We start from the raw sequence: 17743 nt of genomic DNA, 5'->3' as shown, positions 1-17743 counted from the left end.
GGACCACCCGTCCGGTCGACGTCGTCCTGTGCCGTGTCGGGCCCCGCTGGTTGACTGACCTGCATGGACCTGCCCGTGCTGCCGCCGGTGAAGCCGATGCTGGCGAAGGCGGCCACGAAGCTGCCCACCGCCGACGGCCTGTACTACGAGCCGAAGTGGGACGGGTTCCGCTGCATCGTCTTCCGCGACGGCGACGAGGTCGAGCTGGGCAGCCGCAACGAGCGCCCGCTGACCCGCTACTTCCCCGAGGTCGTGGCCGCGGTGAAGGAGGCGCTGCCGGAGCGCTGCGTCGTCGACGGCGAGATCGTCGTCCCGCAGGGCGACCGGCTGCACTTCGAGTCGCTGCTGCAGCGCATCCACCCGGCGAAGTCGCGGGTCGACCTGCTGGCCGAGCAGACGCCGGCCCACCTGGTCGCCTTCGACCTGCTGGCGGTCGGCGACGAGTCGCTGCTCGAGGTGCCGTTCGCGCAGCGGCGGGCACGGCTGGAGCAGGTGGTCACCGGCACCGACCGGGTGCACCTGACGGCGCTCACGCAGGACGCGGCCACCGCGCAGCGCTGGTTCGAGGAGTTCGAGGGCGCGGGCCTCGACGGCGTCGTCGCCAAGGCCCCCGACCTGCCCTACGGGCCCGACCAGCGGCTGATGACCAAGGTCAAGCACGTGCGCACCGCCGACTGCGTGGTCGCGGGCTTCCGCTGGCACAAGAGCGGGCCGATCGTCGGGTCGCTGCTGCTCGGCCTCTACGACGACGGCGGCCTGCAGCACATCGGCGTCGCGGCGTCCTTCCCCATGGCCCGGCGGGCGGAGCTGGTCGAGGAACTGGCGCCCTACCGCGCCGACGCGCTCGACGGGCACCCGTGGCAGGACTGGGCCAACGCCGAGCTGCAGGAGAACGGCGAGCACCGGATGCCCGGCGCCCAGAGCCGCTGGAACGCGAAGAAGGACCTGTCCTGGGTGCCGCTGCGGCCGGAGCTGGTCGTGGAGGTCAAGTACGACCAGCTGGAGGGCCGGCGGCTGCGGCACACCGGGCAGTTCCTGCGCTGGCGGCCGGACCGGACGCCGGAGAGCTGCACCTACGACCAGCTCGACGTGCCCGTCCGCTACGACCTCGCCGAGGTCTTCACCGGATGACCGGCACCCGCCCGTCCCGACCTACGGTGGAGGTCATGCGTCTGCGCCGCGGCATGCTCGCCGCCACGACCGGACTGCTCCTGGCGGTCACCGGGTGCACCTCCTTCTCCGAGTCCTCCGGCGGGAGCGACGCGTCGTCGTCGGCGGCCTCGTCCACGCCGGCCGAGCCGGAGGCCGCGCCGATCACCTGGCAGGACTGCGACGCCGAGATCACCGACCTCGTCGCCGGCACGCCGGGCAGCGAGCGCGACCTGGCCTTCGAGTGCGGCCGCACCGAGGTGCCCATCGACCACGACGAGCCCGACGGCGCCACGCTGCCGCTGTTCCTCGTGCGCGCGAAGCTCGCCGGGCAGACCGACCGGATCGGCTCGCTGCTGGTCAACCCCGGCGGGCCCGGCGGCTCCGGCGCCGACGCGGCGATCGGGCTCGCGCTGTCGATGCCCGAGGACGTGCTGCGCCGCTTCGACCTGGTCGGCTTCGACCCGCGCGGCGTGGGCCTGTCCACGGCCGTCGAGTGCATCCCCGCCGAGCTCAAGGACCGGTCGACCGCCGCCGAGCCGCGGCCGACGACGCAGGCGCAGCTCGACGAGGTGCTCGCCCTGGCCGACGAGGCCGCCGACGCCTGCGCCGACGAGTACGGCGACGCGCTGGGCACCTTCAACACCGTCGACACCGCCCGCGACATGGACCTGCTGCGCGAGGCGCTCGGTGACGAGCAGCTGAGCTACCTCGGCTACTCCTACGGCACCACGCTCGGCTCCACCTACGCCGAGCTGTTCCCGCAGAACGTCCGCGCGCTGGTGCTCGACGCCGTCGTCGACCCCGACGCCGACCCGCAGGAGAAGGCCGAGTCGCAGGCGGCCGGGCTCGAGGCGAGCTTCGACGCGTTCGCCGGCAACTGCACCGGCCTGGTGTCGGGCTGCCCGCTCGGCGGTGAACCGCGGCGCTTCCTCGACGAGCTGCTCGCCCAGGCCGCGGGCGCGCCGATCCCGAGCGCCCGGCCCGGCGAGACCCGGACGGCGACGCCCGGCGTGATCATGACGGCGGTGCTGGCGGCGCTCTACGACACCGCGTCGTGGCCGCAGCTGTCGCAGTCGCTGGCCGCCGCCCGCAACGGCGACGCCGCGGGCGTGTTCTCCCTGGCCGACTCCTACACCGGCCGGCTCGAGGACGGGTCGTACACGAACCTCACCGACGCGAACCTGGCCATCAACTGCGCCGACACCCCCGAGGACGAGACGTTCTCGGAGGAGGAGGTGCTGCAGCTCGCGCAGGACTGGTCGGCCCGCTACCCGCTGTTCGGCGCGGGCTCCGCCGCCGGCCTCTACACCTGCTCGACGTGGGAGGCCCCGCGCACCCCGCTGCCGGAGCGGGACGCGGAGGGCAGCGCGCCGATCCTGGTCGTGGGCAACACCGGCGACCCGGTGACCCCGCTGCCCGGCGCCGAGGACATGGCCGAGGACCTCACCGCGGGGTCGCTGCTGGTCTGGCAGGGGCAGGGCCACACGGCCTACCCGAAGACCGACTGCATCAGCGCCGCCGTCAACGCCTACCTCATCGACCTGACGGTGCCGCAGGACGGGCTCACGTGCCCGGCCTGACCCGTCCCGACCCGGGGAGCTGACGGGTGGCCAGCAGCAAGGACGCCGTCGTCCTGACCGTCGACGGGCACGAGGTGCGCGTCTCCAGCCCGGAGAAGCCGTACTTCGCCGAGCACGGGATCCGCAAGATCGACGTCGTCGAGTACTTCGTCGCCGTCGGCGAGGGGATCCTGTTCGCCCTGCGGGACCGTCCGACGACGCTCGAGCGCTGGCCCGGCGGGGTGTTCGAGGGCGCCCGGCTGTCCACCCGGATGGACAACACCGGCGACGCCTTCTACCAGAAGCGGGTGCCCAAGAACGCGCCCGAGTGGGTGCCGACGGCGCACATCACGTTCCCGAGCGGGCGCACCGCCGACGAGATCGCGCCCGACTCGGTCGCCGTCGTCGCGTGGTGCGCCAACCTCGGCACGCTGACCTTCCACCCCTGGCCGGTGGACAAGACCGACGTCGAGTCGCCGAACCAGATCCGCATCGACCTCGACCCGCAGCCGGGCACCGACTTCTCCGACGCCGTCCGGGTCGCCCCGCACGTGCGCGAGCTGCTGGCCGAGTTCGGCATGGAGGGCTGGCCGAAGACCTCCGGCGGGCGGGGCGTGCACATCTACGTGCCGATCCAGCCGCGGTGGACGTTCACCGACGTGCGCCGGGCGGTGATCGCGTTCGGCCGCGAGCTGGAGCGCCGCCTGCCCGAGCGCGTGACGATGTCGTGGTGGAAGGAGGAGCGCGGCGAGAAGATCTTCATCGACTACAACCAGATGGCCCGGGACCGCACGATCGCCAGCGCCTACTCGATCCGGCCCAAGCCGCACGCGCCGGTGTCCGCGCCGCTGGACTGGGACGAGCTGCCCGACGTGCACCCCACCGACTTCACGGTGCTGACCATGCCGGAGCGGTTCCGCGCGGTCGGTGACAAGCACGCGGGCCTGGCCGGGCACGCGTTCGGCATCGAGCCGCTGCTCGAGCTGGCCGAGCGGCAGGCCGCCGACCTCGGGCTCGGCGACATGCCCTATCCCCCCGACTACCCGAAGATGCCGGGCGAGCCGATGCGGGTGCAGCCCAGCCGCGCCCGGAAGCCCGAGCCCGCCGCCGACTGAGCCGGCTCCTCAGCGCGCCCCGAGGGCGGAGAACAGCCGGTCGTACCGCTGCTCCGGGTCCAGCGCGAGCCCGGCCTTGACGAAACGCGCCCAGTCGTCGGCCAGCACCTCCTGCGCGCCCGACTCGACGGCGTCGAGGGCGGCACCGACCAGGACCGACGGCGCGATCTTCGGCGCCTGCAGGCCCCGGGCCATGTCGGTGTCGACCAGCCCCATGTGCACGCCCACGACGTGCGTGCCCTGGGCGGCGAGCTCGAGCCGGGTGCTGTCGGTCAGCATCCAGGCCGCGGCCTTCGAGGCGGCGTAGGCGCCGGAGCCCGGGGCGGTGAACCAGGACAGCGCCGAGACGACGTTGAGAACGGCCCCGCCCCCGTTCGCCCGGAGGGCCGGGGCGAACGCGCGGGTCGTGAGCAGCGGGCCGTAGAAGTTGGTGTCCATCTCCCGCCGGATGGCCGCCTCGTCGCCGGTGACCAGCGCCGTGCCCGTGGAGATGCCCGCGTTGTTGACGAGGACCTGCACGTCGCCGGCCGCGCGGGCGGCGTCCTCGACCTGGCGCGGGTCGGTGACGTCGAGCTCGATCGGCTGGACCCCGTCCGCCGCCTGCACGGTGCGCACGTCGCGGGCGGCGGCGTAGACCTTCGCCGCCCCGCGCTCCCGGAGCCGGGCGACGAACTCCGCCCCGATACCCCGGTTGGCCCCGGTGACCAGCACGACCGCACCCTGCAGCCTCATGACGTCCTCTTTCTGTAGCGATCACTATGGATTGCGACGAGCGTAGCAGCTTCCATAGCGATCGCTACGTTATGATCGGAGGGTGGCCGGGAGACCGCGGAGCTTCGATCGCGACACGGCGCTGGCGGCCGCCGTCGAGCAGTTCTGGCGCTCGGGCTTCGAGGGCACCTCGATCGCGATGCTGACCGGGGCCATGGGGGTGACCCCGCCCAGCCTCTACGCCGCCTTCGGCGACAAGGAGACCCTGTTCGCGGAGGCCTCGGCCGAGTACTTCCGTCGCACGTGCGAAGGGGTCGACCGCGCGACCGCCCTCCCGACGGCGCGCGAGGCCGTCGCCCGGATGCTGGAGGACACCGCGCGGGCGCACACCGCCGCGTCGACGCCGCCGGGCTGCCTGATGCTGACCGAGCCCCGCCTCGCCGCGCAGCGGGCGGACGTGCACGAGCGGCTGCGACGCCGGCTCGACCAGGGGGTGCGGGACGGCGACCTCCCGGCGGGCACGCCGACCGACCGGCTCGCCACCTTCCTCGTGGCGGTCATGCGCGGCATGTCCGGCTGCGCCCGGGACGGGGGCACCACCGAGGACCTCCTGGCGATCGCCGAGGCCGCGATGACGGCGCTGCCAGGGGGCGGGGCGCCCGGGCCGGCACCGGCGGGCTGAACCCCCGGCGCGACCGGGACCGGGGGCGCGCCGACGCCGGGCGAGCCCGCAGGTCCGGAACCGCGGGCCCGCTCGCGTCGCCGCGGGCTCGTGACGCGCGGCCGGGTCAGACGTCCAGGCCGGAGAAGGTGGGCGTGGCCTCCTCCCCGTCCCAGGTGACGCGGAAGGAGAAGGCGTCCTCCAGCGCGGCCAGGTACTGGTCGGCCTCGTCCTGGTTGATGGTGCCGTCGGCGAGCAGGGTGTCGATGGCGGGGCTGTACTTCGCGACCAGCGCGTCGACGAGCGTCTGCGGGTCGATGCCGAGGTCCTCGGCGACGGCGGCCAGGTTCTGCCCGGCGTCCATGCGCACGTGCAGCTCGTCGTGGCTGATGGTCAGCACCTCGTCGAGGACGTCCTCGACGGGCTGGTGGCCGCGGTGCAGGCCGAGGCCGGCCTCGCCGTAGGCCTCCTGGATCAGCTCGACGAGCTGGTCCTCGGTGGTGACGGAGGAGACGTCGATGCCACCGGGGCCACCGCCCTGCCCCATGCCGCCGCCGGGCCCGCCGGTGTCGGTGGACGTCTCGGTGCTGCTGTCGGTGCTGCTGTCGGTGGTGCTGCTGTCGGCGGACGCCGAGGTGCTCGTGCTGCTGGTCGCCGACGCGGCCTCGGCGGTGGTGCCGCACGCGGCGGCGACCGGGACGACGGCGGCGAGGAGGACGGCGGCGAGGGTCTTGCGGAGCTTCACGGGAGGCTTCTCTCGGTTCGGCAGGAGTCGGTCGGGCACCACTCTCAGCAGCAGCCCTCCGTTCACCCTGGACGTCCGCTGGGAAGACGCTGTGACACCGGGCGACTGCGCTCGGTCACCGCTCCCCCAGCCGGCGTCCGGGGAACTCCCAGGGAGCACCGGCACCGTCGGGCCCCATGTCGTCCTCCCCCGGCCGCCACCGCGGTCGCACGCTGGCCGTCGGCGCCGCCCTCACCGGCGCGCTGACCGGCGGCCTCGTCCTGCTCCCGCCCGCGGTCGCGAGCGCGCACAGCCTCGACAGCAGCACGCTGTCGGTGCGGGTGGGTGAGGACGCGGTGGACACCACGGTGACCGTTGCCCTCTCGACGCTCGAGGAGGCGATGGGGACCGACGGGACGGCGGCCACCGAGGTCGACGCCGACGCCGTGATCGCCTACGTCGACGCGCACCTGCACGTCACCGGCGCCGACGGCACCGCCTGGACCGAGACCTACACCGCCGTCACCCGGGAGTCGGTGGAGAGCATCGACTCCGTGAGCGTCGAGGTCGTCCTCGACCCCGGCGACGCGGACCCGTCGTCGTTCACCCTCGCCTACGACGGCGTCATCGAGGCCGACCCCGCGCACGAGGCCGTCGTCGTGCTCACCGACGCGGCCGGTGACATCTCCACCGCCGGCGTGCTCACCGCCACCGACGACAGCCTGCAGATCGGCGAGGCGGCCGGGAGCACCGTCTCCACCGGCCTGGCCGACATGGTCGGGTACGGCCTGCACCACGTCCTCGAGGGCGCCGACCACCTGCTGTTCCTGCTCACCCTGCTGCTGGTGGCGCCGCTGGTCGCCGTCGCCGGCCGGTGGCAGCGCCGCGAGGGCCTCACCTCCACGCTGCGCCGAGTGCTGGCCGTGGTCACCGCGTTCACCGTCGGGCACTCGCTGACGCTGATCGCGTCGGCGCTGGGCTGGGTGGCCGTGCCCGGTGCCCCGGTCGAGGTGCTGATCGCCGTCTCCGTGGGCGTGGCGGCGGTGCACGCGGTGCGCCCGCTGGCCCGCCGCGGCGAGGTGCTCATCGCCGGCGGCTTCGGCCTGGTGCACGGCCTGGCCTTCGCCGGCATCCTCACCGACCTCGGCCTGGACGGCACCGCGTCGGTGCCGTCGCTGCTGGCCTTCAACGTCGGCGTGGAGCTGGCCCAGCTGCTCACCGTGGCGCTGGTCTTCCCGTCCCTGTACGTGGTGTCACGGACCCGGTCCTACCCGGCACTGCGCCTGGCCGGCGCCGGCATGGCGCTGGCCGCCGCCACCGGGTGGGCCCTGGACCGCCTCGGCGTGCTGACCGACCCGCTGGCCGGCGCGGAGGACGCCGCCATCGCCCACCCCTGGTGGGTGGTGACCGGGCTCGCCGTCGTCGCCACGGCCTGCTGGGCGGCCGACCGCCGACCGCGCCCGCCCGCGACGCCCCCCGCCCGTGAGGGGCTCCGCACCGCCTCGGTGCGGTGAGCCCCGCCGGTGGGCTCAGGCGAGCAGGCGGGCCCGGACGTCCGGCTTGAGGACCTTCCCGATCTTCGAGCGCGGCAGGTCCGGCCACACCTCCACCTGCTTGGGCGCCTTGACCGGGCCGATGCGGTCCCTGGCGAACGCGCGCAGGTCGCCGGGGTCGAGGGCGACACCGGGCCGGGCCTGCACGACGGCGACCACCCGCTCCCCCCACTTCTCGTCCGGGAGCCCCAGGACGGCGCAGTCCTGGACTCCGGGGTGCGTCATCAGGACCCGCTCCACCTCGGCCGAGTACACGTTGAACCCGCCGCTGATGATCATGTCCTTGGCCCGGTCCACCAGGTACAGCCAGCCGTCGTCGTCGAGGTAGCCGATGTCGCCGGTGTGGTGCCAGCCGAACCGGGCGGCCTCCGCCGTGGCGGCCGGGTCGCGGTGGTAGCCGTCCATCACGAGCGGCCCGCGGACCACGACCTCGCCCCGCTCCCCCGGCGGCAGCAGCCGGCCCTCGTCGTCCATGATTGCGACCCGGGTGAGCGGCGTCGGCCGGCCGGCCGAGTGCAGCCGCTCGCGGGCGATGCTGCCGTCGGGCCGGAAGTGGTCGGCGGGGGCCATGGTCGAGACCATCATCGGCGCCTCGGACTGGCCGAAGAGCTGGCCCATCACCGGCCCGATGCGCGTCAGCGCCTGCTCGAGCCGGTCCGCCGAGATCGGTGCGGCGCCGTACCAGAGGCACTGCAGCGACGAGAGGTCCGTCGCGTCGAGCTCGGGGCGCTCGAGCAGCATGTAGACGAGCGTGGGCGGCAGGAAGGCGTGGGTGACCCGGTGCCGCTCGACGAGCGCCAGGAACTCGCCGAGGTCGGGCCGCGGCATCACGACGACCTCGCCGCCCAGTGCCATCACCGGGAAGCAGAGCACCCCGGCGGCGTGGGTGAGCGGGGCCAGCGCGAGGTACCGCGGCCGTCCGTCGAACGGGTAGCTCATCAGGGTCAGCGCCGCCATCGCCTCCAGGTTGCGGCCGGTCAGCCGCACGCCCTTCGGCCGCCCCGTCGTCCCGCCGGTGCCGACGAGCAGGACGACGTCGTCGGGCGGCGACAGCCCCTCGTCGGGCAGGTCGACGTCGCCTCCGGCGTCGAGCCAGGCGTCCAGGGACGGGTCACCGTCCCCGTCCCCGTCGAGGCAGACCAGGGTGGTCAGCGCGGGCAGCGCGTCGCGGACCTTGGCGACCAGCGGCGCGAAGGCTGCCTGGTAGAGCAGCACCGAGCACCCGAACAGGTCGAGCAGCTCGCGGTTCTCCTCGGCCTCGTTGCGCGGGTTGACCGGGCACCACACCGCGCCGGCGCGGGCGATGCCGAAGACGCACGCGAACGCCGTCGGGTCGTTGGCCGACAGGACGGCGACCGGATCGCCGGGGCGGGTGCCCGAGCGCACCAGCGCCCGGGCCACCCGCCGGCTGAACGCCTGCACCTCGCCGTAGGACGTCGACCGGCCGTCGACGGTCAGGCACGGAGCGCCGGCACCCAGGTCGGCGCCCTTGTCGAGGAAGGCGGTCAGGCTCATCGGTGCTCGGTCACCACCGGGTCGAGGACCAGGCCGAACTGGCGCAGCACGCCCAGCAGCTGCCGGTGACCGAACGCCTGGCAGCCGGAGGCGAAACCGGCCCGCAGCGGCGGCTGCTGGAGCAGTGACATGGCCGCCCAGGCCTGCAGGAGCCCGGTCTGCTTGTAGTTGCTGTTGCCGTGGATGACCACGTGCTTGCGCCCGAGCGGGCCGGAGGCGTGCACGGAGTCGACGGAGGTGTTCAGCCGCGGGTTCTCCCGGGGCGGCATCCCCGTCGACCAGGCCTTGGCGACCTCGGCGAGCGCGTCGTCCCACTGGTCGCGCGGCAGGGTCTTGATGTCGCTCTCCACCGCCGCGGTGGTGGCGACGACGGCCTCCATGACCGGCCGGTTCATCACGCCGCCCTGGACCTTGACGTTGGCGACCCGCGGGTCGTCCTTGAACCACACGGGGTGGCTGGTGCCGCCCCACGGCACGGTCAGGCCGAGCTCGTGCTGGCCGGGCACCACGACGTCCCACCTCGACAGCGGGTCGAGCTTCACGTACTGGTTCTCGGCCAGGTGGAACCAGTCGGCCTTGAGGATGGTGAAGATCGTCTCGGTGGAGGCGTTGGTCGGGAACCCCTTCCAGAGCACCAGGACGTCGAGGGTGTCCAGGCCCGGGGTCTCCAGCGCGATCTGCGCGGCGATCTCGCCGGTGGTGTACATCTGCGCGATGCCCGGGGCCAGCAGCAGCCCCTTCTCCTGGAAGTCCGCCGCGAACCGCTCCCGGACCGCCATGACCCAGTCCTGCTCGCCCGTGGTGTCCAGGTAGTGCGCACCGGTGGCCAGGCACGCCTCGGCCACCTCGAACCCCAGCTTGATGAAGGGTCCGACGGTGTTGCAGACGACGCGCGCGCCGTCGAACAGCTCCGTCAGCGCCTCGACGGTGTGCTCCACCTCGACGATGTCGTACTCGGCGGTCTCGATCCCCGGGATCCTGCCGACCACCTCCTGCAGCAGGTCCTTGTTCCGCCCCGCGGCGACGAACGGGACGTTCAGCTCGCGCAGGTACTCGCAGATCAGCCGGCCGGTGTAGCCGGAGGCGCCGTAGACGACGACGGGCTTGGTGCTCATGGTCGGTTCCCCTTCTCTCTGCTCAGGAGCCCATGCCGCCGTCGACGGCGAGGCCGGTGCCGTTGACGAAGCGGGAGGCGTCGGAGGCGAGGAAGACCACGGCGTCGGCCATGTCGGCCGGCTCACCGAGCCGCCCGGACGGCGTGAGCGCCACGACGGCACCGACCGCCTCCTCGACGCTGGGGAACAGGCCCAGCTCGGCGCAGTCGACGGCGAGTTTCATGCCCATCTCCGTCGGGACCAGGCCGGGGTAGATGCAGTTGACGCGCACGCCGTAGCCGAGCTTGCCGGCCTCGGCCGCGGCGATCCGGGTCATCCGGTCGATCGCCGACTTGCTCGCCGAGTAACCCGCGATGCCCGGGAAGGCGATGGTCGCCGCGACGCTGGCGATGTTGACGATCGAGCCGCCGCTCCCGGCCGCCCCGCCCGGTCGCATCGCCCGCAGGCCGTGCTTCATGCCGAGGGCGGTGCCGACGACGTTGACGTCGAACATGCGACGCAGGTTGGCCGGGTCGAGGTCGACCACCAGCTCGGTGACCTCGATGCCGGCGTTGTTGACCAGGACGTCGAGACCGCCCAGCTCGGCGACGGTCTCCGCGATCGCGGCCTCCCAGCTCGCCTCGTCGGTGACGTCGAGGTGGGTGGACGCGGCCTTCCCGCCCTCCGCCGCGATCTGCTGGGCCGCCTCCCTGCCGAGGTCGTCGAGGACGTCCCCGATCACGACCGAGGCCCCCGCGCGGCTGAGCGCCTGCGCCATCGCCTGCCCCAGGCCTCGTGCTCCCCCGGTGACCAGTGCCCTGCGTCCGTCCAGTGCGCCTACCGACATGCCGGTGTCCTTCCTCGTCGAAGCCCGGTGTGACGGCGGTCATGTTCGAGATGCTCCTTGACGACTGTCAAGACTTCTCTTGACGACTGTCCAGACGGACTCCGGGCACGTAGCATCCGCGGACACGAGGAGGAGGACGCGTGACGGCAGCAGCACACCGCCCGGGCCGCCGGCCGGTGGACAAGGTCGCCGCCCGGCGCAGCGAGCTGGCCGCCGCGGCGCTGAAGACGCTGGCCGAGCGCGGGTATGCACAGACCGGCCTGCGTGACATCGCGCAGAACTCGGACTTCTCCCATGGCGTCCTGCACTACTACTTCGCGGACAAGACCGACCTGATCACGCACTGCGTGCGCGAGTACAAGGAGCGGTGCGCGACCCGGTACGACGAGGTCGTGGCCACGGCGACGACGGCCGAGGAGCTCGCGGCCGGCTTCCTGCGGAAGCTGACCGAGACCCTCACCGACGAGGCGCCGATGCACCGCCTCTGGTACGACCTGCGCAACCAGTCGATGTTCGAGCCGGCGTTCCGGGCCGACGTCGCCGAGATCGACCTCCTGCTGGAGCGGATGATCGGGCGGATCGTCACCCGCTACGCCGAGCTCTCCGGGCGGACGCCGCAGGTCGCCCCGCCGGTCGTGTACGCGGTCTTCGACGGCCTCTTCCAGCAGGCGCTCCTCCGCCAGCTGGCAGGCGTGCCCTCGGCGGCCGGCGAGCTCCGGGCCGCGGTCGGCCAGGTCCTGCCGCACCTGGTCCGCTGACGCCGGCCGGCGACGCCGCGCGCGGCGCGCGGGCCCGCCTGAGCTGCAGCGCTCAGGCGCCGTCGAGCAGCTCGGACAGGACGGCGAGCCCGCGGCGCAGCTCGAGGTCGGTCGGCGCGCCGTAGCCGAGGACCAGCCCGGGCGACGCCGGCGGACCCGCCGAGTAGTCGGCGAGGTCGGCGACGACGACCCCGCGGCCCGCGGCAGCACGGACGAGCGCGGCCGCGTCGGTGCCCGGGCGCAGGTGGACGACGACGTGCAGCCCGCCGTCGAGCGCGCCCAGCGCGACGTCGGGCCGCTCCCCCAGCGCGGCGGCCACCATCGACCGTCGGTGGTTGTAGTGCCGCTGCGCGCGGGCGGTGTGCCGGGCGAGGCCGCCGTCGGCCAGGTAGTGCGCCAGCGCGGCCTGCTGCACGCCCGAGACCGGCGAGTCGAGCAGCGTGCGGGTGGCGCGCAGCCGCTCGCCGAACGCGCCGCGCAGCACCATCCAGCCACAGCGCAGCCACGGGCTCAGCGTCTTCGACCAGCTGCCGACCAGCACGACGTCGGCCGGCGAGGGCAGGGAGGCCATGGCCGGCAGCGGGCGGCGGCGGTGCCGGAACTCGCTGTCGTAGTCGTCCTCCAGCACGACGACGTCCTGCTCCGCCGCCCAGCGCAGCAGGTCCACGCGCTCCTGCACCGGCATCCGGCCGCCCAGCGGGTACTGGTGCGACGGCGTGAGCAGCACCGCGTCCGGCGCCGGGGACAGCGCCCGCAGGTCCGCGACGCGGGGACCGTCGGCGTCCACGGGCAGGGGCACGACGACGGCGCCCGCGGTGGCCAGCACCCGCCGCGCCGCCGGGTAGCTGGGGTCCTCGACGACGACCCGCGGCGGGCGGCCCGGCGCCCCGAGGGCGGTGGCGGCGAGGGCGAGGGCGTCGCTGGCGCCGGCGGTGACGAGGACGTCGTCCGCCCCGGCCTCCACCCCGCGCACGCGGCGCAGGTAGACGGCCACCGCCTGCCGCAGCGCGGGGAGCCCGAGCGGGTCGGGCGGACCGGCCGGGAGGTCGTCGGCGACGGCCCGGCGCCAGGCCGAGCGCCACTCGACGTCGTCGAGCAGCCGGGTCGCGGGCCGCCCGGGCGTGAGGTCGACGACGTCGGACCCGGCGGCCGGGGACGGCGGGGACGGCGGGGCCGCCGCCGGGCGCGCCGCGGTCACGTCCGGCCGGACGGCGACCACCGTCCCGCCACCCCGCCGCCCGGTGGCGAAGCCCTCGCCGACCAGCTGCTCGTAGGCGGTGACCACCACGCCGCGGGAGACCCCGAGGTCGGCGGCGAGGGTGCGCGTGGGCGGCAGCGTGTCCCCCGGGCCGAGCGCGCCGCCCAGGACGGCCGCCCGCACCGACGCCGCGATCTGCACGCTCAGCGGCGTCGGGGCCGCCCGGTCGACCGGGACGAGCAGGTCGCCGGTGTACGCCACTTGGTCCTCCCGCATCCGCCCGGTTTGGACTGCTGCCAGGACCAAAGCATGGCGCACCGTGGCGGCCATGAGCGAGCAGACCCCCTCCGTCGTCGGCACCGACCGCGTCAAGCGCGGTCTGGCCGAGCAGTTGCGGGGCGGCGTGATCATGGACGTCGTCACCCCCGAGCAGGCGCGCATCGCCGAGGACGCGGGCGCCGTCGCCGTCATGGCGCTGGAGCGGGTGCCCGCCGACATCCGCGCCCAGGGCGGCGTCGCGCGCATGAGCGACCCCGACATGGTGCAGGGGATCATCGACGCGGTCTCCATCCCGGTGATGGCCAAGGCCCGCATCGGGCACTTCGTCGAGGCGCAGGTGCTGCAGAGCCTCGGCGTCGACTTCGTCGACGAGTCCGAGGTGCTCACCCCGGCCGACGAGGCCCACCACATCGCCAAGCACGAGTTCACCGTGCCCTTCGTCTGCGGCGCCACCGACCTCGGCGAGGCGCTGCGCCGGATCGCCGAGGGCGCGGCGATGATCCGCAGCAAGGGCGAGGCCGGCACCGGCAACGTCGTCGAGGCCACCCGGCACATGCGCGCCCTGCGCGCCGGCATCCGGCGGCTGACCACGCTCGACGAGACCGAGCTGTTCGTCGCGGCCAAGGAGCTGCGCGCCCCGCACGACCTGGTCGCCGAGGTGGCGCGCGCCGGGAGGCTGCCGGTCGTCCTGTTCACCGCCGGCGGCATCGCCACCCCCGCCGACGCGGCGATGATGATGCAGCTGGGCGCCGAGGGCGTGTTCGTCGGCTCCGGCATCTTCAGGTCCGGCGACCCCGCCCAGCGCGCCGCCGCGATCGTGCAGGCGACGACCTTCTCCGACGACCCGGCCGTCATCGCCAAGGTCTCCCGCGGGCTGGGCGAGGCGATGGTCGGGATCGACGTGCACACGCTGCCGGAGTCGCAGCGCTTCGCCGGCCGGGGCTGGTGAGCGCGCCGCGCATCGGCGTCCTGGCGCTGCAGGGCGACGTCCGCGAGCACCTCGCCGTGCTGCGCGGGCTCGGCGCCGACGCGACGCCGGTCCGCCGGCCGGCCGAACTGGCCGGCCTCGACGGGCTCGTGCTGCCCGGCGGGGAGTCGACCACGATGACGAAGCTCGCGGTGCGCACGGGGCTGTTCGGCCCGCTGCGCGACGCCGTCGGCTCGGGGCTGCCCGTCTACGGCACCTGCGCCGGGCTGGTGCTGCTGGCCCGGCGGCTGCTCGACGCCCCGCCGGACCAGCCGACCCTGGGCGTCCTCGACGTCACCGTCCGCCGCAACGCGTTCGGCCGGCAGGCCGAGTCGTTCGAGGCGCCGGTCGCCGTCGGCGGCGTCCCGGGCGGGCCGGTGACGGCGGTGTTCATCCGCGCGCCGTGGGTGGAGTCGGCCGGGCCGGGGGTCGAGGTGCTCGGCCGCGTCGAGGACGGGCCGGCGGTCGGCCGCGCCGTGGCCGTGCGCCAGGGCGACGTGCTGGCCACCAGCTTCCACCCGGAGCTGACCGGCGACGACCGGGTGCACCGGCTGTTCGTCGACCTGGTCCGCGAGCGACGCGCGAGCACGCTCCGCGACGGCGAGCCGCCGGGCGGTGGCCGCCGACCGCGTGTCGGCGCCGCCTGAGCCGCTCCGGCGTCCGCGCTCCCCCTCCCGGCGGGACGGCCAGGTATCCCTTGCGCGCCCTGACCCCGGGAGAGGAGCCCCATGGCCCGCGAGCTCGACGCACGCACGGAGGGCGTCCTCTGGGGCGCCACCGCCCTCGCGGCCCTCGGCGTGGTCCTCGTCCTGCTCCTGGCCGGCGGCGGCGACGTCCCGGCGGGCGCGACGGTCCCCCGCCCGGCCGGCGCGGCAGCGCCGGAGGCCGCCGGCGACCCCGCACCGGCTCCCGCGGGCGACGGTGCAACGGCCGACGCCCCCGGCGAGGCACCGGCCGCTCCCCCCGCGGACGGCGGCGCGGCCGCGCCGGTCGCCGGGGACGGGACCGACCCCGCCGGGTCCGACGGCGGCGTCACCGGCTCGCGCGCGGCCCCGGCCCGGTCCTCCGCGCCGCAGGCGCCCGGCACCGCCGGGCAGACCGCCGGCCGGTCGACCGCCGGCACCTCCTCCCCGCGCCCGGGCTCCCCGGCGCCGGGGCCGGCCGCCCAGCAGCCCGGCTCCTCGACCGCGCCGCCCACGACGACGACGCCGACCGGCAGCCGCCCCCCGTCGACGCCGACGTCCCCTCCCACGACCCCGCCCCGGACGACCCCGCCCCGGACGACGCCGCCCACCACGCCGCCGGTGACCACGACCCCTCCCCCGCCGCCGACCACGACCCCGCCGCCGCCGACCACCACGCCGCCCCCGGTGACCACGACCCCGCCCCCGCCGACGACTCCCCCGCCGCCGGTCACGGACCCGCCGCCCAGCGAGGAGCCCCCGGCCACGGAGCCCCCATCCACGGAGCCCCCGGCTCCCGAGCCGCCGGCCACGACGCCGAGCGAGGAGCCCGCCCCCTCCGCCCCCGCGCCGCCGGGCGGCTGACGCCCGCAGGGACCTCGTCTCCCCCACCCGTCCCACGGGTACAGCGGTTCCTGTACGGACCGGTTCCCCTGCCGCACGATGGCGGCCACTGCACCGGAGCTCACGGGGGAGCCGACCATGCCGTTTCCGTCCGACCCTGCCGTCGCCGCCGCCCTGGCGCGCCACCGCGAACGCTCGCCGGGGTCCCCGGTGCGGTCGGTGGTCGCGAAGGCCGCCGCGCTCGGCTTCGACGTGTCCGCGCCCGGCGGGCCCGGCGACGCCCTGCGCCTCGTCGCCACCGCGCCCACCGGCGGGCGCACCACCCTCGTCGTCGACGACGCCGGGCTGACCTCCGACGACTCCGCCGACCGGGGCTTCGCCGCCGGCGTCCCCGGTGCGGTGCCCACCGCCGTCGACGTGCGGTTCCCCTTCGCCGGGGCCGACCCGTTCGCCGTCCTGGTCGCCTTCTCCGGGCACGCCGCCGAGGCTCGCCCGGCACCGTGGCAGCCGGCACCGCGGCAGCCGGCACCGTGGCAGCCCGCACCGTGGCAGGCAGCACCGTCGCAGCCGGCACCGTGGACCCCCACCCCGGCCCCGTTCCCGCCGGCGGCCACGGCCGGCCCGGTGCCCCCGCCGTGGCCGCCGGCGCCCGCCGGGCGCAGCCGGACCGGCCGGGTCGTCCTCGGCGTCGTCGCGGCGGCCGTGCTGCTCGTCGTCGCGGGCGGGATCGCGACCGCGGGCCTTCCGGGCGGCCTGGCCATGGCCGGCCTGGCGCTCCTGCTCGTCGGGCTCGGCGCCGTGGTCGCCGGCCGGGCCCGCTGGGCGTTCATCGCCTCGCGCCGGGTGGGCGGCGCCGTGCTCGCGGCCGGGCTCGTCGCCACGGGCGTCGGCGGGGCCACCATGCCGCCCGCCGCGCCGACGGCGGCCACCGCCGCAGCGCCCGCGACCTCCGCCCCGCCGACGTCGCCCTCGCCGGCCGAGGCCAGCGCCGCCGCCGAGGCCGCCGACGCTGCCGCCGACGCCGCGGCGGGCGTCGCGGAGACCAGCGAGGCCGTCGCCGCGCCGGTCGACACGGCCACCGGCCTGCTGACCGACGGGGCCACCCAGGCCGCCGTCGACACCGCGGCGCCGACCACCGCCCTCGCCGCGCTGGCGGCCGTCCCGGTGCAGGGCCGGGCACCGCGCACCGGCTACGACCGCGACCTCTTCGGCGCCGGCTGGGTGGACACCGACCGCAACGGCTGCGACACCCGCAACGACGTGCTCGCCCGCGACCTCACCGGCGAGGCGTTCAAGCCCGGGACGCGCGACTGCGTCGTGCTCACCGGCACCCTCGCCGACCCCTACTCCGGCCGCACCATCGCCTTCCAGCGCGGTCAGGGCACCAGCGAGGCGGTGCAGATCGACCACGTCGTCGCGCTCTCCGACGCGTGGCAGAAGGGCGCCCAGCAGTGGGACGCCGCCCGCCGCACCCAGTTCGCCAACGACCCGCTCAACCTGCTCGCCGTCGACGGCCCGCTCAACATGCAGAAGGGCGACGGCGACGCCGCCACGTGGCTCCCGCCGGCGCGCGGCTACCGCTGCGCCTACGTGGCCCGCCAGGTGGCGGTGAAGGTCACCTACGGGCTCTGGATGACGCAGGCCGAGCGCAACGCGATCGCCACCGTGCTGACCACCTGCCCGGGCGAGCCCCTGCCCGGCGGGGTCGTCGCGCCGGCGCGCCAGACGGCGGCGCCGGCGACGCCGGCACCCACGACCGCGGCGCCGACGACTCCCCGCCCGGCCCCCACGACGCCGCGCCCGGCACCCGCTCCGGCGCCCGCGCCGGCTCCCGCACCCGCCCCGGCTCCGGCCCCTGCGCCCGCACCCGCCCCGGCTCCCGCACCCGCCCCGGCTCCGGCGCCCGTCTCCACCTACTACGACAACTGCTCCGCGGCCCGTGCCGCCGGGGCCGCCCCCGTCCGGATCGGCGACCCCGGGTACGGCCGGCACCTGGACCGGGACGGCGACGGGGTGGGCTGCGAGAACTGAGGCACCGGTCCCGGACCCCGCGCCCCCGTGGCGCGGGGGCCGGGACCGGCGCC

16 protein-coding genes are annotated in these 17743 nt (G+C 75.6%); 10 read left to right on the top strand and 6 right to left on the bottom strand.

What is annotated here, in order from left to right; all coding sequences use genetic code 11:
- Nucleotides 1-63: 63 nt before the first annotated feature.
- Genes WA616_RS22125 through WA616_RS22115 form a run of 3 tightly spaced genes read left to right on the top strand, consistent with a single transcriptional unit; the run spans nt 64 to nt 3826 of the window.
- A complete protein-coding gene (locus WA616_RS22125; protein ID WP_336033235.1) occupies nt 64-1131 on the top strand; it encodes an ATP-dependent DNA ligase in 1068 nt (355 codons plus the stop codon).
- 35 nt (nt 1132-1166) lie between these two features.
- Nucleotides 1167-2732, top strand: coding sequence for an alpha/beta hydrolase (locus tag WA616_RS22120; RefSeq protein WP_336033234.1), 1566 nt, complete (start codon nt 1167-1169; stop codon nt 2730-2732).
- A gap of 26 nt (nt 2733-2758) precedes the next feature.
- Nucleotides 2759-3826, top strand: coding sequence for a DNA polymerase domain-containing protein (locus WA616_RS22115; protein WP_336033233.1), 1068 nt, complete (start codon nt 2759-2761; stop codon nt 3824-3826).
- A 9-nt stretch (nt 3827-3835) separates the two neighbouring features.
- Here the strand turns inward: WA616_RS22115 and WA616_RS22110 are convergent, their stop codons facing one another.
- Nucleotides 3836-4558, bottom strand: a complete 723-nt coding sequence (locus tag WA616_RS22110) for an SDR family oxidoreductase (RefSeq protein ID WP_336033232.1) — start codon at nt 4556-4558, stop codon at nt 3836-3838.
- Nucleotides 4559-4640: 82 nt separating this feature from the next.
- Between WA616_RS22110 and WA616_RS22105 the strand changes: the two genes are divergently transcribed.
- Entirely contained in the window at nt 4641-5219 is a 579-nt protein-coding gene (locus WA616_RS22105) for a TetR/AcrR family transcriptional regulator (RefSeq protein ID WP_336033231.1), read from the top strand.
- A 106-nt stretch (nt 5220-5325) separates the two neighbouring features.
- On the opposite strand, the gene WA616_RS22100 is transcribed toward WA616_RS22105, so the two are convergent.
- Nucleotides 5326-5943 carry a hypothetical protein gene (locus tag WA616_RS22100; RefSeq protein WP_336033230.1) on the bottom strand — a complete coding sequence of 206 codons (618 nt, stop codon included), beginning with the start codon at nt 5941-5943 and terminating at the stop codon, nt 5326-5328.
- A gap of 176 nt (nt 5944-6119) precedes the next feature.
- Between WA616_RS22100 and WA616_RS22095 the strand changes: the two genes are divergently transcribed.
- Complete coding sequence (locus WA616_RS22095) at nt 6120-7436, top strand: HupE/UreJ family protein (protein ID WP_336033229.1); 1317 nt, start codon at nt 6120-6122, stop codon at nt 7434-7436.
- 15 nt (nt 7437-7451) lie between these two features.
- Here WA616_RS22095 and WA616_RS22090 read toward each other — a convergent pair whose 3' ends face one another.
- From WA616_RS22090 to WA616_RS22080, 3 genes are read right to left on the bottom strand one after another with little or no spacing between them, the layout of a single operon-like run.
- The gene (locus WA616_RS22090) at nt 7452-8990 is read right to left on the bottom strand and encodes an acyl-CoA synthetase (RefSeq protein ID WP_336033228.1); all 1539 of its coding nucleotides are present in this window, start codon (nt 8988-8990) and stop codon (nt 7452-7454) included.
- Nucleotides 8987-10105 (bottom strand): DUF5938 domain-containing protein, encoded by a 1119-nt coding sequence (locus WA616_RS22085; protein WP_336033227.1) that lies wholly within the window; start codon nt 10103-10105, stop codon nt 8987-8989. Before WA616_RS22085 ends, WA616_RS22090 begins: the two co-directional genes overlap by 4 nt.
- 22 nt (nt 10106-10127) lie before the next feature.
- A complete protein-coding gene (locus WA616_RS22080; RefSeq protein ID WP_336033226.1) occupies nt 10128-10931 on the bottom strand; it encodes an SDR family NAD(P)-dependent oxidoreductase in 804 nt (267 codons plus the stop codon).
- Between the two features lie 140 nt (nt 10932-11071).
- On the opposite strand from WA616_RS22080, the gene WA616_RS22075 reads away from it, so the two are divergent.
- Nucleotides 11072-11689 carry a TetR/AcrR family transcriptional regulator gene (locus tag WA616_RS22075; protein WP_336033225.1) on the top strand — a complete coding sequence of 206 codons (618 nt, stop codon included), beginning with the start codon at nt 11072-11074 and terminating at the stop codon, nt 11687-11689.
- Nucleotides 11690-11741: 52 nt separating this feature from the next.
- Here the strand turns inward: WA616_RS22075 and pdxR are convergent, their stop codons facing one another.
- Entirely contained in the window at nt 11742-13148 is a 1407-nt protein-coding gene (gene pdxR, locus WA616_RS22070) for a MocR-like pyridoxine biosynthesis transcription factor PdxR (RefSeq protein ID WP_336033224.1), read from the bottom strand.
- A gap of 67 nt (nt 13149-13215) precedes the next feature.
- Here pdxR and pdxS point away from each other — a divergent pair, with 67 nt between their 5' ends.
- The 4 genes from pdxS (at nt 13216) to WA616_RS22050 (ending at nt 17690) form a co-directional block, all read left to right on the top strand.
- Nucleotides 13216-14115, top strand: coding sequence for a pyridoxal 5'-phosphate synthase lyase subunit PdxS (gene pdxS, locus WA616_RS22065; RefSeq protein ID WP_336033222.1), 900 nt, complete (start codon nt 13216-13218; stop codon nt 14113-14115).
- Nucleotides 14112-14780, top strand: coding sequence for a pyridoxal 5'-phosphate synthase glutaminase subunit PdxT (gene pdxT, locus WA616_RS22060; RefSeq protein WP_336033220.1), 669 nt, complete (start codon nt 14112-14114; stop codon nt 14778-14780). Before pdxS ends, pdxT begins: the two co-directional genes overlap by 4 nt.
- Nucleotides 14781-14861: 81 nt before the next feature.
- Nucleotides 14862-15680, top strand: coding sequence for a hypothetical protein (locus WA616_RS22055; RefSeq protein WP_336033218.1), 819 nt, complete (start codon nt 14862-14864; stop codon nt 15678-15680).
- A 117-nt stretch (nt 15681-15797) separates the two neighbouring features.
- Nucleotides 15798-17690, top strand: a complete 1893-nt coding sequence (locus WA616_RS22050; RefSeq protein ID WP_336033217.1) for a GmrSD restriction endonuclease domain-containing protein — start codon at nt 15798-15800, stop codon at nt 17688-17690.
- Nucleotides 17691-17743 lie beyond the last annotated feature (53 nt).

This window comes from Geodermatophilus sp. FMUSA9-8, assembly GCF_037034165.1.
In the GTDB taxonomy this organism is placed as follows: Bacteria; Actinomycetota; Actinomycetes; order Mycobacteriales; family Geodermatophilaceae; genus Geodermatophilus; species Geodermatophilus nigrescens.
The sequence above is the reverse complement of the archived record's forward strand: the minus strand, read 5'-3'. Positions and strand labels throughout refer to the sequence as shown.

Excerpts from the sequence above, each read along its gene's own strand:
- WA616_RS22055 (WP_336033218.1), top strand. The coding sequence starts at position 14,862 with ATGGCCCGCGAGCTCGACGCACGCACGGAGGGCGTCCTCTGGGGCGCC.
- WA616_RS22080 (WP_336033226.1), bottom strand. The coding sequence starts at position 10,931 with ATGTCGGTAGGCGCACTGGACGGACGCAGGGCACTGGTCACCGGGGGA.
- WA616_RS22090 (WP_336033228.1), bottom strand. The coding sequence starts at position 8,990 with ATGAGCCTGACCGCCTTCCTCGACAAGGGCGCCGACCTGGGTGCCGGC.
- WA616_RS22125 (WP_336033235.1), top strand. The coding sequence starts at position 64 with ATGGACCTGCCCGTGCTGCCGCCGGTGAAGCCGATGCTGGCGAAGGCG.
- WA616_RS22120 (WP_336033234.1), top strand. The coding sequence starts at position 1,167 with ATGCGTCTGCGCCGCGGCATGCTCGCCGCCACGACCGGACTGCTCCTG.
- WA616_RS22095 (WP_336033229.1), top strand. The coding sequence starts at position 6,120 with ATGTCGTCCTCCCCCGGCCGCCACCGCGGTCGCACGCTGGCCGTCGGC.
- WA616_RS22110 (WP_336033232.1), bottom strand. The coding sequence starts at position 4,558 with ATGAGGCTGCAGGGTGCGGTCGTGCTGGTCACCGGGGCCAACCGGGGT.
- pdxS (WP_336033222.1), top strand. The coding sequence starts at position 13,216 with ATGAGCGAGCAGACCCCCTCCGTCGTCGGCACCGACCGCGTCAAGCGC.
- WA616_RS22050 (WP_336033217.1), top strand. The coding sequence starts at position 15,798 with ATGCCGTTTCCGTCCGACCCTGCCGTCGCCGCCGCCCTGGCGCGCCAC.
- WA616_RS22085 (WP_336033227.1), bottom strand. The coding sequence starts at position 10,105 with ATGAGCACCAAGCCCGTCGTCGTCTACGGCGCCTCCGGCTACACCGGC.